Source organism: Streptomyces nojiriensis, assembly GCF_017639205.1.
In the GTDB taxonomy this organism is placed as follows: Bacteria; Actinomycetota; Actinomycetes; order Streptomycetales; family Streptomycetaceae; genus Streptomyces; species Streptomyces nojiriensis.
The window spans coordinates 8184440-8198191 of sequence record NZ_CP071139.1; the positions used below are offsets into that span (position 1 = coordinate 8184440).

Annotated in this window: 15 protein-coding genes, 1 pseudogene and 1 riboswitch; of the genes and pseudogenes, 4 read left to right on the top strand and 12 right to left on the bottom strand. The window is 73.2% G+C overall.

What is annotated here, in order from left to right; genetic code table 11:
* Positions 1–33: 33 nt before the first annotated feature.
* Positions 34–606, top strand: a complete 573-nt coding sequence (locus JYK04_RS36985) for a TetR/AcrR family transcriptional regulator (RefSeq protein WP_189745306.1) — start codon at positions 34–36, stop codon at positions 604–606.
* 33 nt (positions 607–639) lie between these two features.
* Here JYK04_RS36985 and JYK04_RS36990 read toward each other — a convergent pair whose 3' ends face one another.
* The 4 genes from JYK04_RS36990 to JYK04_RS37005 form a co-directional block, all read right to left on the bottom strand.
* On the bottom strand, positions 640–1125 hold the full coding sequence (locus tag JYK04_RS36990; protein WP_189745304.1) for a hypothetical protein: 486 nt from the start codon (positions 1123–1125) through the stop codon (positions 640–642).
* A 95-nt stretch (positions 1126–1220) separates the two neighbouring features.
* Positions 1221–1703 carry a VOC family protein gene (locus JYK04_RS36995; RefSeq protein WP_229876740.1) on the bottom strand — a complete coding sequence of 161 codons (483 nt, stop codon included), beginning with the start codon at positions 1701–1703 and terminating at the stop codon, positions 1221–1223.
* A 75-nt stretch (positions 1704–1778) separates the two neighbouring features.
* Positions 1779–2408: a SpoIIE family protein phosphatase gene (locus tag JYK04_RS37000; RefSeq protein WP_189745303.1), complete on the bottom strand. Its 630-nt coding sequence runs from the start codon at positions 2406–2408 to the stop codon at positions 1779–1781.
* A 472-nt stretch (positions 2409–2880) separates the two neighbouring features.
* On the bottom strand, positions 2881–3096 hold the full coding sequence (locus JYK04_RS37005; RefSeq protein ID WP_189745300.1) for a hypothetical protein: 216 nt from the start codon (positions 3094–3096) through the stop codon (positions 2881–2883).
* 478 nt (positions 3097–3574) lie between these two features.
* Here JYK04_RS37005 and JYK04_RS37010 point away from each other — a divergent pair, with 478 nt between their 5' ends.
* A complete protein-coding gene (locus JYK04_RS37010; protein WP_189745298.1) occupies positions 3575–5620 on the top strand; it encodes a nuclease-related domain-containing DEAD/DEAH box helicase in 2046 nt (681 codons plus the stop codon).
* Positions 5621–5717: 97 nt separating this feature from the next.
* Complete coding sequence (locus tag JYK04_RS37015; RefSeq protein ID WP_189745296.1) at positions 5718–6512, top strand: peptidoglycan recognition protein family protein; 795 nt, start codon at positions 5718–5720, stop codon at positions 6510–6512.
* Between the two features lie 30 nt (positions 6513–6542).
* Here JYK04_RS37015 and JYK04_RS37020 read toward each other — a convergent pair whose 3' ends face one another.
* The gene (locus JYK04_RS37020; protein WP_189745294.1) at positions 6543–7001 is read right to left on the bottom strand and encodes a hypothetical protein; all 459 of its coding nucleotides are present in this window, start codon (positions 6999–7001) and stop codon (positions 6543–6545) included.
* Entirely contained in the window at positions 6988–7476 is a 489-nt protein-coding gene (locus tag JYK04_RS37025; RefSeq protein WP_202185956.1) for an Ohr family peroxiredoxin, read from the bottom strand. Before JYK04_RS37025 ends, JYK04_RS37020 begins: the two co-directional genes overlap by 14 nt.
* 75 nt (positions 7477–7551) lie before the next feature.
* Positions 7552–7614: riboswitch (guanidine-III (ykkC-III) riboswitch) on the bottom strand.
* A 122-nt stretch (positions 7615–7736) separates the two neighbouring features.
* Here JYK04_RS37025 and JYK04_RS37030 point away from each other — a divergent pair.
* On the top strand, positions 7737–7952 hold the full coding sequence (locus JYK04_RS37030) for a hypothetical protein (protein WP_373297505.1): 216 nt from the start codon (positions 7737–7739) through the stop codon (positions 7950–7952).
* Positions 7953–7974: 22 nt separating this feature from the next.
* Here the strand turns inward: JYK04_RS37030 and JYK04_RS37035 are convergent, their stop codons facing one another.
* The 6 genes and pseudogenes from JYK04_RS37035 to JYK04_RS37060 all read right to left on the bottom strand — a co-directional run bounded on the left by JYK04_RS37035 (position 7975) and on the right by JYK04_RS37060 (position 13682).
* Positions 7975–8166, bottom strand: a complete 192-nt coding sequence (locus JYK04_RS37035; protein ID WP_189745290.1) for a hypothetical protein — start codon at positions 8164–8166, stop codon at positions 7975–7977.
* Between the two features lie 161 nt (positions 8167–8327).
* The gene (locus JYK04_RS37040; RefSeq protein ID WP_189745288.1) at positions 8328–9512 is read right to left on the bottom strand and encodes a vWA domain-containing protein; all 1185 of its coding nucleotides are present in this window, start codon (positions 9510–9512) and stop codon (positions 8328–8330) included.
* Positions 9513–9527: 15 nt separating this feature from the next.
* Positions 9528–10727 carry an AAA family ATPase gene (locus tag JYK04_RS37045; RefSeq protein ID WP_189745286.1) on the bottom strand — a complete coding sequence of 400 codons (1200 nt, stop codon included), beginning with the start codon at positions 10725–10727 and terminating at the stop codon, positions 9528–9530.
* Positions 10724–12403 carry an ankyrin repeat domain-containing protein gene (locus JYK04_RS37050; RefSeq protein WP_308431123.1) on the bottom strand — a complete coding sequence of 560 codons (1680 nt, stop codon included), beginning with the start codon at positions 12401–12403 and terminating at the stop codon, positions 10724–10726. Before JYK04_RS37050 ends, JYK04_RS37045 begins: the two co-directional genes overlap by 4 nt.
* On the bottom strand, positions 12400–13536 hold the full coding sequence (locus JYK04_RS37055; protein WP_189745284.1) for a leucine-rich repeat domain-containing protein: 1137 nt from the start codon (positions 13534–13536) through the stop codon (positions 12400–12402). Before JYK04_RS37055 ends, JYK04_RS37050 begins: the two co-directional genes overlap by 4 nt.
* 73 nt (positions 13537–13609) lie before the next feature.
* Positions 13610–13682 (bottom strand): annotated as a pseudogene (locus JYK04_RS37060).
* Positions 13683–13752 lie beyond the last annotated feature (70 nt).

Below are 13752 nucleotides of genomic sequence, written 5' to 3' on the forward strand. Positions count from 1 at the left end.
TGGACCAGTGATCCGTTTAGTCAAGAGGGACAGATGCGCGCCGACGCCAGGAAGAACCGCGACCAGCTGCTCGCGGCAGCGGGCACCGCCATCACCGAGCAGGGTGTCGACGTGTCGATGCGCGACATCGCGCGCAGGGCCGACGTCGGACTCGCGACGCTGCTGCGTCACTTCCCGACGCGCGAGGCGCTGCTCGACGCCCTGCTCCGCACGAGCTTCGACGAGCTGACCGCCAAGGCGGACGCGCTCGCGGCGTCCGGCTCGCCCGACGATGCTCTCGCTTCGTGGCTGCGCGACTGCGTTGCATGGACGACGGAGTACCGGGGTGCGGTCGCGCTGATGGCGGCCGCCCTCGAGGATGCCGAGTCCGCACTCCACGCTTCGTGCGTCACCCTGCGCGCCGCCGGTGCCCGGCTCCTCGCCCGCGCCCAGGACGCAGGCGCGGCGCGGACCGACATCGATGGCGCCGATCTGTTCGCGCTGGTCGCCGCGCTCGCCTGGCTCGGCGACCAGCCCTCGCTCGCACCACGCGCCGAACGTCTCTTCGGCGTTGTCGCAGGCGCGATCCTGACCGGCACGGCGGGCAGTGATGCCGTGGGTGGCTGAAAGCGGCGCGTACGCGGACGGGTGAACCGTCCGTCAGCTCTGGAGGTCCGCTGCTTCCAGCTTTTCGATGACGCGGACCGTGACTACCGCGAAGATGCCGTGCGGGATGATGTCCGAGACCCAGTCCGAGGCCGTCCAGGTCCGTGGATCCGAGATTCCCAAAAGAAAAATCGGCAGATTCGTGACAGTGAGGGCGAAGAGGGACGCGGCGGCATAGCGGGAAGCCTTCGTCGGAAACAAGCCGGCAGCCTGTGCCAATGACAGCGCCACCCCCATGCCCATCCCCACCGTGTATCCGGTCAAGGGACCGAGGCCGGCGATTCGGTTCTCGCGGATCTGATCGTCCCCGGGAATTCGGAGATGAAGTTTCTCGGCAAGGGTGCGCACTGTGATCTCAGGCGTATCGCTGATGGGCCGGCCTCGAAGCACGATATCGACATAACCCGCCATATTGAGCGCGGTTGTGCCGACGAGTCCCGCAGCAGCGCCGTAAAGAATCGGCCGTACAACACTGGTCATGGGCGGTCCTCCCGGTCCCCCTGCTGAGTGATGAATCCCGGGTCGGCGACCCGTTCGAGGCCGAGCCTCAAGTCCTCTCTCGGTTCTGGCGGCCGTCATCGTCCAGGCAGTCGCTCCCGGACCTCCTGGAGCAGCCACCCGTTTCCGTCCGGGTCGCTGAACGTCGCGTACGAGCCGTAGCTGGCGCCGTTCGGAGCCGGGCCGTCCACCTGTTCCTGGGTGCCGCTGTCGTAGACGCGGTGGAAGATCTCGCTGACCTCGGCACCCTGGCCGATCAGCTGGGCGCGGGCCTTTTCTAGGTCCTGGACGACCAGGTACGTTCCCTGGACGGAGCCTGCTGCCGCAGGGGTTACTCCGCGGCCGATATGGATCGAGCATCCCGAGCCCGGCGGGGTCAGCTGCACGATCCGGAACTCCGGACCCGTCTCGAAGTCCGCGTCGACCCTCCACCCCAAGCCCTGGTAGAAGCGCAGGGCGCGATCGACGTCAGCCACCGGTATCACCACGACCTCGAGACTCATGTCCATGGTCGACCCTTCGTCGACGTTCGTTGCGCCGTCCTGGATTGCGGTGCCCATAACGACCTCCCATGCGAGGGGGTTCATGGCCTCTGAAAGCCTGCGACTGGCGGAATAACCGCGGAATAATCATCGTCACCAGGGGATGCGCAGGTTGATGACCGCGCCGGTTCCTGCGGCTCGCCGGACGCGCGCACGCGTCGGCTCATGCTCGCGGAACGTGATCTCCAGCCTACGCTCGCGGTCCGCGAACTGCTCGCCGACCTGTTCCTGGCAGCGGGTGCCCCGTTGCTCCGCAAGGCCGGCGATGAGTTGGGCCGTGTACGCCGTCTCCTCGTCCACGCCCCAGGCGTCCAGTTGACGACGGACCGCCGAGCGGGCGATCGGTGCGGTCGCGGGTCGGGATCCGCTCCGGGCAGGCTGGCCGAGGTGCCGTCGGGGAGGACGGCGACCGGCCCTGGCAGGCCGGACCGTGGAGTCGCTCAGGCGGGCGAGCAGCTCGTCGGGCTGCAGATCGAGGGCGGCAAGTGTGTGGATGGCCGTTCGCAACAGCCCCGTCGTGATGGCCGCGATGATGCCTTGCCCCGTCACCTCGCCGACGATGGGCGCGGTCCGTGCGCCAGGCAGGTCGATCACATCGAACCAGGCTCCACCTCCTTCCGGGTCGGGGAGGTGAAGGTGAGAAATGTCCACGGTGTTCTGCGTGGCCGGGTGTTCGGGGAGCAGCCTGCGCTGGACGGTCGGCGCGACGCCCCATTCGCGCATGTGGCGGCTGGCGTTGTCGATGCAGAGCGCAGCGTGCGCGCCACGAAGCGGTCTTGTGACCGGTCGGCCCCGGCCGGGTCCGCGGCCGGCCACGCGCGCGAACCCGGTGTTTCGCCGCCCCGGACGAGCCGGTTCACCACCGGCTCCCCGGATTCCAGGACCCCGCGCGCAACGGCGGCCCGGGCATTCGACGTCACTCCCCTCGAACGGCGCCCAACGCGTGCCGTCGGACTCGGCCCCGGCGTCCATCTCGGCGGTCCGCCGGTCACCTGGTCCGGGCCTCCGCCCGGTGGATGGCCCAGGCCGCGTTGACGAGGAGTTCGCCTGCCGCCGGTTCGACTTCCTGGTCCGCGATGGGCCGGTCGTTCATCTCGGGCACCTCCGCGGTTGCGGGAGTCGCATCCGTGCACTTCGCCGTACGCAGGTGAAGCTGTGCGGCCGGACGCGCCGCACAGCTTCACACACTGTCTGGTCAGCAGTCGCCGCCGTAGCCTCCGCCCCAGTCGTCATCGTCGTCGTACCATCCGTGGTGGTCGTCATGGTCCCAGCCACCACCAGCGACGTAGGTGGCAGCGTGGGTGGGCGTTGCCGCGGAGGCGGTACCTGCGGCGCCGAGGGCAGCGCCTCCTGCCAGCAGAACGCCGATGGCAGACGCCGCGAAGAGACGCTTGATTCTCAGGGCTTGCATGATTCAGCACCCTTCTCGTTGTGTTCTATGCCTTTTCGGTCCTCGCCGGTCGAGCGCACGTCGAACCCCTCGGAGCAACACGTGAGGAACGGCAGCCCGGCCGGTACGGAACTGCCCGCAGAGCAGGCCGACAGGACCTGGCATGCTGCGCACGGCCCACATGCCTCGTGCACTGATGTCATGAGAGCTTGTCGGCCCGTACGCCGAGGTGAGGCTGTGGCCGCAGCCGTTGTCACGCTGTGTCGACCGGCCGCGGACGTCGGACCAGCGCGTGGACGTATCGCCGTCGCGCTCTGGCGCGTAACCACGGGATTCGGGTGCTCCCGCAGTTGCGGCCCCCACCTCCTTTCGAGTGTAGTCCTCCGCCCGAGGGCTGTCCCACGCACGTTCCGAGGCCGCTCGCCGGCCCGGTACGCGCCCTGCCGGTGCGCTTGCGTTGCGCCCTATGATCGTCACTCCGCGTACGAGGGGGGCTGGTATGGGGGCAGGCGGGGCGGGATCGCAGCGGGCGCAGGACGCGCGGCGGCAGGAGCGGTTGCTCCGGGAGCAGTGGGAGGCCGCCCGTCGGCAGGCCCTGCGGTGGAGCGCGGTCGGCGAGGGCGAACAGCGCGTCCTCGCCCAGCTGTTGGTACTGACCGCACGCGGATGGCGGCTGCTCGTCGACCGGCAGTGGTCCGGGACCCGGACCGCCGACGCGGACATGCTGCTCGTCGGGCCCGGCGGTGTCTTCGTCCTCCAGGTCACCGCCGGCGGCGAGCCGGGCGACGGACGGGCCACCGGCCTGCTCGCCGCCACGAAGGCCGCCGAGAGCGCGGTGGCGTCCCTCGGCATGTCACCGGTGGCGGTCCAGCCGCTCATGGTGCTCGCCGGGCGGCGTCTCGACGCGAGCCGCGGCCGGATCCGGCTGCTGGGCGAACGCGAGATCGGCCCCGTGCTGCTCTCGCAGCGGCACCGGCTGCGCGCGGAGTCGGTCCGGGCGATCGCCGACCATCTCGAGCGGGTGTTCCCGGGCTACGCCGGATCGGCGGTCGACCAGCCGCCGCCGGCGCCCGAACACCACCGACCGGGCTCCCCGGACGGGCTGTTCGACCTGGATGGGCTGCGCGACGCGGTCTTGAAGGGGGCGATGGAGGCGCCGATCGAGCAGTGGATGACCTTCCTCCACCCCGATCAGGTGGCGCTGGTGCGCCGCAACTGGGCGGGCCCGGCCCGCATCAGCGGACCGGCGGGTACCGGCAAGACGGTCGTCGCCCTGCACCGTGCGGCCCACCTGGCCCGGCGGACGACCGGCCGCATCCTGTACGTCACCTTCGCCAACAACCTGCCCCGGGTGCAGAGCACCTTCCTCAAGGCCATGGCCCCCGCCGTCGCCGACCGCGTGGACTTCCGCAGCCTCCACTCCTGGGCGCAGGAGTTCCTGCAGGAGCGGGGGATACCGGTACGGCTGCACGGGGACAAGGCCGAGACCGCCTTCAGCCTCGCCTGGAAGAACGTCGGCCGCCGGAGCCCCCTGGCCGACCTCGACCCGGCCCCCGCCTACTGGCGCGAAGAGATCGACTACGTCATCAAGGGGCGGGGCCTCACCCGCTTCGAGGAGTACGTGACCGTCCCCAGGCGGCGCCGGAAGGCGCGCCTGCACCGTGCGCACCGGCAGTCGATGTGGGAGCTGTACGAGGCGTACGAAGCGCTGCGCGGCGAGCGCGGCGTCCACGACTTCAACGACGTCCTCTCCCTGGCGCTGGCCGAAGCGGTACGCCGGCGCGAGCGGCCCCTCTATGCGGCCGTCGTCGTGGACGAGGTCCAGGACCTCACGCTCGTCGGCGTACGCCTGCTGCACGCGCTCGTCGGCGACGCACCGAACGGTCTGCTGCTCGTCGGCGACGGCCAGCAGACCGTGTACCCGGGCGGCTTCCGCCTCACCGACGCGGGCATCGACATCCGCGGCGACCGCGGACAGGTGCTGCGCACCAACTACCGCAACAGCAAACAGATCCTGGACGCGGCCCTCACCGTCGTGGCCGACGACGCCTTCGAGGACCTCGACGGCGAACGCACCCCGGGCCGCCGCGACGTCGACCTCACCTACCACGACGGGGACGTCGTACGCGTCACCCGGCCCACGGTGGAAGCCCACGACGGGGAACTCCTGGACGCCCTGCGTTCCCTGCCCGACGGTGCGCGGGCCGACACCGCCCTGCTGTGCCCCTCCATGCGTGCCATCGGCCACTACCAGCGGCTGCTCACCCAGGCGGGCATCCCGGTGTGCCAGTTGGAGCACTACGACGGCCGTGCGGTCGACGCGGTGAAGATCGGCACCTATCGCAGGGCCAAGGGCCTGGAGTTCAAGAACGTCCTCCTGCCCCGGTACGACGCGGTGTTCACGAACGGGACGCCGGCCGGCACGGCGGGCGGCACGGAGACCTCGGAGACGGCCCGGGAGCGTGCGGAACTGCTCCGCAGCCAGCTCTTCGTGGCGATGACCCGGGCACGTGACCTGCTCTGGCTCGGCAGCGTCACCGCGTAGGGGAGCCGTCCCGGCGCGGCCGGTCGGGGACAGTCCGGGGGGTCGCGCGGTGTGTCTGCGCGGCCGGTGGAGGGGGAGTCCCCTTCAATGGCGCCGCATGACCTTCTCCGCACTGCACCAGCCGGCGGCGCGCGCCGCGGCCCCGTACACCCGCCGGTCGGTCCTCACGGGAGCCTTCGCCCTGACCGCCGCCGCGGCACTGCCGCTCGCCACGGCGGGGCGGGCGTACTCCGCCGCCGCCCCGGACATCATCGGCTGCGCCGCCTGGGGTGCGCGGGAGGCGTCCGAACCCGTCGTCGTCCTGGACAACGGCCCGGAGCGGATCATCGTCCACCACACGGCGACGGCGAACGTGACGGACTACTCGAAGCAGCGCGCCGTCGCCCTCGCCCGCGCGATCCAGACGTACCACATGGACGCGCAGGGCTGGATCGACACGGGTCAGCACTTCACCGTCAGCCGCGGGGCCTTCGTGCTGGAGGGGCGCCACAACAGCCTGGCGGAGCTGCGCGCCGGCACCCGCCAGGTCCGCGCGGCGCACTGCGTCGGGCAGAACACCGTGTCGATCGGCATCGAGAACGAGGGCACGTACACCTCGCAGGACCCGCCGGCGGCGCAGTACGCGGCCCTGGCCGACCTGTGCGCCCACATCTGCGACCAGTACGGCCTGTCCGCGTCGGAGATCTACGGCCACCGCGACTTCAACGCCACCTCCTGTCCCGGCGACCGCCTCTACGCCCTGCTCCCGACCCTCCGCAAGGACGTCGCCGCCCGCCTCGGCGCGCCCGCGCCGCAGGAGGAGACCGACCCCATCGACGACCTGGTCCGCCAGGCCACCGGCCGGCCGGCCTCGGAGTACGCGGAATACCTCCCGGCGGGTCTCCTGCCCTGACGGTGCGCCGCAGCCCCGGGCCCTCCGGGGCTACAGCCGCCAGTACGTACCGGCACGGGAATCGACATGCACCACGTGGTGGCCGACGCGCACCACGTGGTGGTCCGGGCCGGACCAGGAGCCGCAGGCGCCGTCGGCGCCGGCCAGCGGGGTCCAGATCTCCAGGAAGGTGCTGCCGTCCGGGTTGGTGCCCCGCTCGACGAGGTTCGCACCGTCCCACCGGAAGGTGCCGGCGTCTTCGCCGGGCTCGCCCGTGAGGTGGTGGAAGTGCACCCGGGAGCCGTCGAAGGACGTCGTACCGGCGAAGCCCCGGCTGTCGGCGTAGTACGACCCGGCCTGCAGCCACACCACTTCGCGGTCCTCGACGAGGGGTCCGCCGTCCCGGCTGATGCCCCGCCGCAGCCAGGCGCCGTGCTCGGGCACCGGAACGCCGGGGCCGTCGGAGCCGTCGGGGACCTGCCCGCCCGGCCCGGGCTCAGGCGCGGTCATCGGCGGCGGCCTCGGCGTTCTCGGCGGTCTCAGCGGTCTCGGCGGTCCCGTCCACGGCCAGGAGCGTCAGGGGTACGTTGCCGCGTACGGCCTGCGAGTACGGGCAGACCGCGTCCGCCCGGTGCAGCAGGGGCTGGAGGTCCGCCTCCCGCCACCCGGGCAGGGCGACGGTGAGCGTCACCGCGAGGCCGTAGCCGGCGGGCGTGTCCGTGGTGCCGAGCCGGACCTCGCAGGCCACGCGTGCGGTGGAGGCGTCCGCCCCGAACTCGGCGGCGACCTCCGCGAGCGCGGAGGTGAAGCAGGCGGCGAAACCGGCCGCGAACAGCTGCTCGGGGTTGGTGGTGCCGGGCACCTTCTTGCGCGGCGGGGCGAGGCGGACGTCCAGACGTCCGTCGTCCGTGCGGACGGATCCGGTACGTCCCCCCGCGGCGTGCGCGGTCGTCCGGTACAGGCTGCTGGTGAGTGGCACGGTCATGGCGTACGGCCCATCTTGCTCGACGAGGACGCTGCCCGGGTGCGGACAGCGGACGGCGCCGCTGGTGCGGCACCTCGTGCGTCGTCGTGCGTAACCGGGTACGGCGCATCTCGTCCGGGGCCTTGGACCGGCCGCCGGACAATCTAGCAACGCGGGCCGCGGTCCGCGGACATCCTCCGCGGTGAAGTTCCTCACGGGCCGCGGAGCCGGCCCGGCCGCCGGCGCCGCGGCCCCCTTCCTACACTCGTCCCGTGGACGCGATGAGATGTACGTACTGCGGTGGCGTCGGCCTGGAGCCGGGTTTCGTCGAGGACGCCGGGGAGGGGGCCCGGGGGTACGCGCGCTGGATCGCCGGAGCGCTGGAACGCGGCATGTTCGGCGGTGCCAAACGGCTGGGGAAGCCCCGGCGGCGCATCGAGGCCTACCGCTGCCCGCACTGCGCCCACCTGGAGCTCTTCGCCACCGAAACCGTCTGACGGCCGGCCGCCGTGCCCGGGGTCAGGGCGCGTGGTGCTGGACGCCCCGCTGACCGGGCACCCGGGTCGACCGGGGAGCGTCCGAGCGGCGATGGCCGGCTCGCTGTCGCCGGCCCGGGAACGGGTTGCGCCGCACGGTGGCGCTGGGGGCCGCGATCAGAAGGCCGACAAGTGCGAGGACCGCGACGAGGATGAGCACGTTGACGAGATTCATGGTCCTGCCTTTCGTCGAGTATTGACTTCCTGTCACTACATCTTGTTACCGAATTGCGGGACGTTAAACACAGAGGGTGACTGGAGCTGCCGTGGAGGCCGCGACGGCGCCCGCGCCGGTGCCCGTGCCGGCAAAGGCCGCCGCAGGCGCGTCACTTGGGTTCACACGGCCAGGTCGACGCGTACGGTCTCCACCCAGGACGGGGGCGCGGGAGGGGTGTTGCCGATCAGCGCCGCGATCAGCCGGCAGGACGGCGTCTCCTGCGGCCACGGCGTGTAGCCGTCGGTCAGCACGATCACGACGTTCGGCCGGTCGGGCAGGGCCAGGGCCGCGCCGATGCCGACGCGCATGTCCGTGCCCCCGCCGCCGGCCAGGGTCACCTCGCCGGCGCTGCGCACCCGGGTCACGGCATGCACGTCGGCGTCGCACGCGAGGACGGCGACCCGGTTGCCGCCGACGCCCACCTCCCGCAGGACGCCGGTGACTTCGGCGAGGGCGGCCGCGAGGTCGTCGGGGCCCATCGATCCGGAGGTGTCGATGACGACGGCCACCCGCGGCAGCGGCCTGCGCAGACTGGGCAGCACCACCCGGCCGCCGAGCGCGGGTGTCCGGCGCGAGGGGCGGCGGTAGGTGTAGTCCACCGCGCCGGCCGCCCAGGCCGCGGCCTCGCGGACCGCTCCCGCCAGGGCCTGGCGCCAGTCGACGGACGGCTCCAGAACTTCCTCGGCCCACCGGGCCCAGCCCTCCGGGACCCGTCCCCGGCTGCGCCGGTGGGCCCGTACGGCCTCGGCGGTCTGCCGGCGCAGGGCCTCGGCCTCCACCGGGCCGACCCGGGCGGGGCCGCCCTCCTCGCCCAGCTCCCAGGGCCGGGGGGTGCCGTGCGCACCGGAACCGCAGTCCGGGCCGTGGGGCGTCGGGGGAATCGCCGGCAGGTAGGTCTCGAACAGGCCGCCCGTGGGCAGCCCGTAGAGCCTGGGCTCCATCCGGCCCTCGGGCAGCACCAGTCCGTCGGCCAGCAGGTCGTCGTTGATCTCGCAGTCCTGGGCGATGTTGATCCGGACCTGATCGCGCTGGTCGGCGGCGGGCAGGCGGTCGGCCCGGCCGTGGTGGTCGCGCAGCAGGTGCGCCACCTCGTGGATCCACACCCCGGCCAGTGCGGCCACCGGGGTCGCCTCGACGAAGGCGGGCGAGACGTAGCAGCGCCAGTGCCGGTCGACGCCCATGGTGCGCACGTCGGCCGAGGGGACGACGGTCAGGGCGTACAGCGCGGAAGCGAGGTACGGACGGGTCTCGGCGGCCTTGTAACGGGCCGCCAGCAGCTTCGCGCGGTCCAGCTCCGGGCGCACGGCGGGGGACCGGGCTCAGCCGCCGCCCGGCAGCGAGCCGGACAGCTGGAGCAGTTCCACGAACGCGTCGATGCCGGCGGGAACCGGCCAGTCGAGGTCGCGCATCGCGGCGAGGTCGGCGGCGGCTCGGGCGGCGACGTCGGGCACGCCCGCGTCCACGGCCTTGGCGAGGACCACCCAGCCCGCTTCCCACCGGGGGCGGGTGAGCTCGCTCTGCACGGCCGCGACCACGGCGATGAGGAAGGCCAGTTGCCGGTCGCCGCGCTCGGGCAGGGCGAAGGCGTCGGGGTCGGCCAGCACCCGGTCCGGGTCGGGCAGGTCGAGGTGTTCGAGGTACGAGAGCAGTTCGATCCCGGCGGCTTCACCCACGGCGCCGGTGAGCGCGGCTGCCAGTGCCTCCCGGCCCGTCGACGCCGCGTACCCCGTGGCCAGCAGCCGCAGGGCCATCTCCCAGGTGCGCGGGGAGGGCCAGCCGCGGCCCCGTCCGGCGGCCTCGGCCGGCATGTGGTGGACCAGGCCCGGCCGGGCGGTGAGGAACCCGGAGACGGCGCCGCGGGCCCGGGCGACCGACCCGGAGGTCTTGGCGGGATCGACGGCCGGGATCGCCACCTCGGGCCAGGTGCCTGCCATGCCGCGGGCCACGGTGCGCGGGTTGTGCGTCCAGTCGAGGTGGACGAAGCGGTTCGCGAGCGGCGGGCTGAGGTGCCAGCCGTCCGCGGCGCTGGCCGGCGGATTGGCCGCGGCGACGATCCGTACCGCCGGCGGCAGTTCGAGGCTGCCGACCCGGCGCTCCAGGACCACGCGCAGCAGGGCCGCCTGCACGGCCGGCGGGGCGGAGGACAACTCGTCGAAGAACAGCAGTCCGTGGCCGGTGCGGGCGAGGCGTACCGCCCAGTCCGGCGGGGCCATGGGGACACCGGTGGTGGCCGGGTCCTCACCGACGATGGGCAGTCCCGCGAAGTCGGAGGGCTCGTGGACGCTGGCGATGACGGTCTCCAGCCGCACGCCGAGCGCGGTGGCGAGCTGCTCCATGCCGGCGGACTTGCCGATGCCCGGCTCACCCCACAGGAGCACGGGCTGATTGGCCGTCACGGCCAGTGCCAGTGCTTCCAGTTGGGGGTTGGTGGCGGGCTCGGTGCGGGTGGCGCCCAGCCGGGCACCCAGGGCGTCGGCGGCGGCCAGGGCCCGTGCGGGCTGCGGCTGGGGCGCACTCATGCGTCGTCCTCGTCCTCGTCCTCGTCCGCGTCGTCCTCGCGGTACTCCAGGTGGTCGTCGTACCAGTCGGCGCCGATCCCGGGGAACTCCTCGTCGGCGCGGTCCCGCAGGAAGGTGAGGTCGGTGCGCCTGTAGCGGCGGATCTCCTGGGACAGCGACAGTTCCATGTCGTCGACGACGTCGATCCGGGAGCCGGCCGCCAGCAGGGCCCTGACCAGATCCGCCGAACCGCCCCAGTGCACGGCCGACAGCAGCGGGGTGCGTTCGTTCTGGTCCCGTGCCTCAAGGTCGAGCCCGGCCGCCAGCAGCCGGGGCAGCAGCACCTCGTGGTCGAGCAGGTGGAGCGCGTGCAGCAGGCCGCGGCCGCGGGAGTCCCGGATCCGGGGGTCCATGCCCGCGTCCAGCAGCGCCACCACACCCGGGGTGTCACCGTGCTGGGCGTGCAGGAAGAGTTCGCGCCGCTGGACCTGGAGCGCGCGCGGCAGCCGCCCCTCGCCCGTGGTCCAGCTCTGCTGCACGGCGAAGCAGCCCGAGACGGCCCCGCCGAACGCCCGCATGGCACGCTCCCGTTGCTGCTCCTCGGGGGTGTGCGGAACGTCGAGCACGCCGCCCCGCGAGTGCACCTCGTGCCACCCGCCACGGCAGCGCACCCGGGCCGACCCGCCCGTGCCGGGTCCGGGCGGGCCCACGGCGGGTCCGGCGCCGGGGAACAGCGCGGCGGCCACCAGCGGGTGCAGCTCGCGCGGGGAGACCAGGCCGGTCCGCACCAGTTCGAGATCGGGCAGCCGCTGCCAGACGTACCCGGGCAGGGCCGGGACGGCGAGTGCCTCGGCCTGTTCGACGACACGGGCGCGCAGTCCGTCCGCTCCGGTGTGTTCGAACAGGACGTACGTGCGCCAGCCGGCCGCGAGCCGGTAGCGGCTTCCCGCTCCCGCCGTCACGAGCCGCGCCACCTCCGGCGCGAGCCGGGTGAGGTCGAAGGCCATCCCCGCGAGGACCGCCTCCGGGTCGATCGGTCGCTGGTACTGCTGCTGAGCGGGGACGGTCAGGTCGCACTCGATGCCCGCCGCCGCGTAGGCCCCGACCACGTCCTTGCGGGCCCACAGGGTGGCGATCCGCTCGCGGAGGCCGTCCGGGTCGGCGAAGCGCGCGCCCAGCTCGGACGCGTGGCGGGCGTCCCAGAACGGCCGGACCGCGGTCCAGTCCTGCGAGATGAAGCCGCTCCCGGTGTACAGGTTCCACTTCTTGGCGGTGACCGGCGCGCAGTGCAGGCGCAGCCGCTGCGGGCCTTCGCTCATGTGGGGGGTGGTGACCGACAGGGTCGGCCCCCCGGGACCGCCGTAGGAGGCGAGCAGGATCCGCAGGTCGGTGGCGATGGTGGTGCGGCCGCCCAGGTACCGCGGCAGGTGCCAGCGCAGCAGGTCCGGGGCGAAGTGCCGCAGGTCCTCCGCCACCGCCTCGGCCACGGCGGTGCCGTAGCGGGCCTCCACCGCGGGCAGCTCGAACTCGACGTCCACGGCGGCGGCGGCGCACGCCGCCCGCCAGTCACCGGCCAGCCGGAGCGCGGTGGCCTGCTCGATCATCCAGCCGGGCACGGCGTAGCGGCGGATCCGCCGCCATACCGGGCGGTCCTCCGGCCGCAGGCCGCCGGGCAGTTCGGTGTCCTCCACGCTCACCGGTACACACTGCCGATGGCGCGCAGGTCCGGGTGGGCCGCCCGGGCGGGGCGGAGCCGTTCGGTGAAGGAGCGCTTCACGCGGCGGGGCAGGCCCGGGCCGAGGCCCACGTACTCCAGCGGGCTGTCCGCGGGCACCGCCGCCAGCAGGCTCTTCGCACCGCGCCCGGTGAGGCCGGTGTGGCGCAGCTCCAGTCGGCGCAGCGGGCTGCCGGGGAGGGCTGCGGCCAGGGCGTACGCCCCTTCGTCGCCGGGGGCGTTGCCGGGGGAGCCGAGGCTGCGCTCCGACATGGTCCGCCCGAGGTCCAGCGCTTCGATGCCGCCGAGGGAGGCGGCCAGACTGCGCGCTCCGGCGGCGCCGATGCCGTTGCCGCCGAGCCCGAGACGGACCGGGTGGGCGGAGTCGGCCGCGGCGGAGGCGAGGGCCGCGGCGCCCTCGTCGCCGAGGTGGTTGGCGGGGACGTACAGCTCGCGCACCCCGGCCTCCCGGATCAGGGCGGCCAGCAGCGGGGCGGCGTCCGGGCCCAGGCCGTTGCCGCCGAGGAAGAGCCGTTCCAGGGGCTGCTCGCGCTCCAGCAGGGCGTCGAGCAGCAGGCGTACGCCGTCGGTGCCGATCCCGGTGTTGACCAGGTCGAGGGTGCGCAGGGCGGTGTTGCGGCGCAGCAGCGCGGCCAGGGTGCGGGCGCCGTCCCCGAAGAGGGGGTTGCGCTTGAGCCAGAGGGCGCGGACGGCCGTGTCGTCGCCGAGGGCGCCGGCGAGCGCGCCCACCCCGTCGGGGCCGATCCGGTTGCAGCCGAGGTAGAGGGTGTGCAGCCCGTGGTCGCCCGTGAGGGCCCCGGCCAGGGTGGCGGCGCCGGCGTCGCCGATGGCGTTGGTGCCGAGGAGCAGGTGCGTGGCGTGCGCGGAGGCGGTGGCGGCCGGCAGCAGGCGGGCCGCGCCGGCCGGGCCGAGTCCCTGCTTGCAGAGGTCGACGCGGCCGTCGGTGCGCAGGGTGCCGAGCGGGAAGGTCTCGTCGGCCTCGACGGGCCGGTCGGCGGCGAGCCGGGCGAGCAGCGGGTCGAGGAGGGCCGGGTCGGCCGGTGGCAGGTCGGGGTGCTCGATCGCGGGGCACCGTACGGGTGTCGGCTGTGTCATCACCACTCCACCGGTTTCATTCGCCGGTGCCCGGCGTCCATCACGACTTGAAGGGGAACTGCGCAAGTAGACGCAAGACCGGTCGGATTCGAACCGACGTCCTCCAGCTCGATGCGTGGGCGCGACGACCTCTGCGCTACGGCCTTGCTGTCGGCGATCATACCCACCCGACGGCCGAAAATCGATCACCAGTTTGGCCGCCCGGTTCGGCACGTG

Excerpts from the sequence above, each read along its gene's own strand:
- JYK04_RS36985 (WP_189745306.1), top strand. The coding sequence starts at position 34 with ATGCGCGCCGACGCCAGGAAGAACCGCGACCAGCTGCTCGCGGCAGCG.
- JYK04_RS37025 (WP_202185956.1), bottom strand. The coding sequence starts at position 7,476 with ATGACCGTGCCACTCACCAGCAGCCTGTACCGGACGACCGCGCACGCC.
- JYK04_RS37000 (WP_189745303.1), bottom strand. The coding sequence starts at position 2,408 with ATGCGCGAATGGGGCGTCGCGCCGACCGTCCAGCGCAGGCTGCTCCCC.
- JYK04_RS37055 (WP_189745284.1), bottom strand. The coding sequence starts at position 13,536 with ATGACACAGCCGACACCCGTACGGTGCCCCGCGATCGAGCACCCCGAC.
- JYK04_RS36990 (WP_189745304.1), bottom strand. The coding sequence starts at position 1,125 with ATGACCAGTGTTGTACGGCCGATTCTTTACGGCGCTGCTGCGGGACTC.
- JYK04_RS37020 (WP_189745294.1), bottom strand. The coding sequence starts at position 7,001 with ATGACCGCGCCTGAGCCCGGGCCGGGCGGGCAGGTCCCCGACGGCTCC.
- JYK04_RS37010 (WP_189745298.1), top strand. The coding sequence starts at position 3,575 with ATGGGGGCAGGCGGGGCGGGATCGCAGCGGGCGCAGGACGCGCGGCGG.
- JYK04_RS36995 (WP_229876740.1), bottom strand. The coding sequence starts at position 1,703 with ATGGGCACCGCAATCCAGGACGGCGCAACGAACGTCGACGAAGGGTCG.
- JYK04_RS37015 (WP_189745296.1), top strand. The coding sequence starts at position 5,718 with ATGACCTTCTCCGCACTGCACCAGCCGGCGGCGCGCGCCGCGGCCCCG.
- JYK04_RS37030 (WP_373297505.1), top strand. The coding sequence starts at position 7,737 with ATGAGATGTACGTACTGCGGTGGCGTCGGCCTGGAGCCGGGTTTCGTC.
- JYK04_RS37045 (WP_189745286.1), bottom strand. The coding sequence starts at position 10,727 with ATGAGTGCGCCCCAGCCGCAGCCCGCACGGGCCCTGGCCGCCGCCGAC.
- JYK04_RS37035 (WP_189745290.1), bottom strand. The coding sequence starts at position 8,166 with ATGAATCTCGTCAACGTGCTCATCCTCGTCGCGGTCCTCGCACTTGTC.
- JYK04_RS37005 (WP_189745300.1), bottom strand. The coding sequence starts at position 3,096 with ATGCAAGCCCTGAGAATCAAGCGTCTCTTCGCGGCGTCTGCCATCGGC.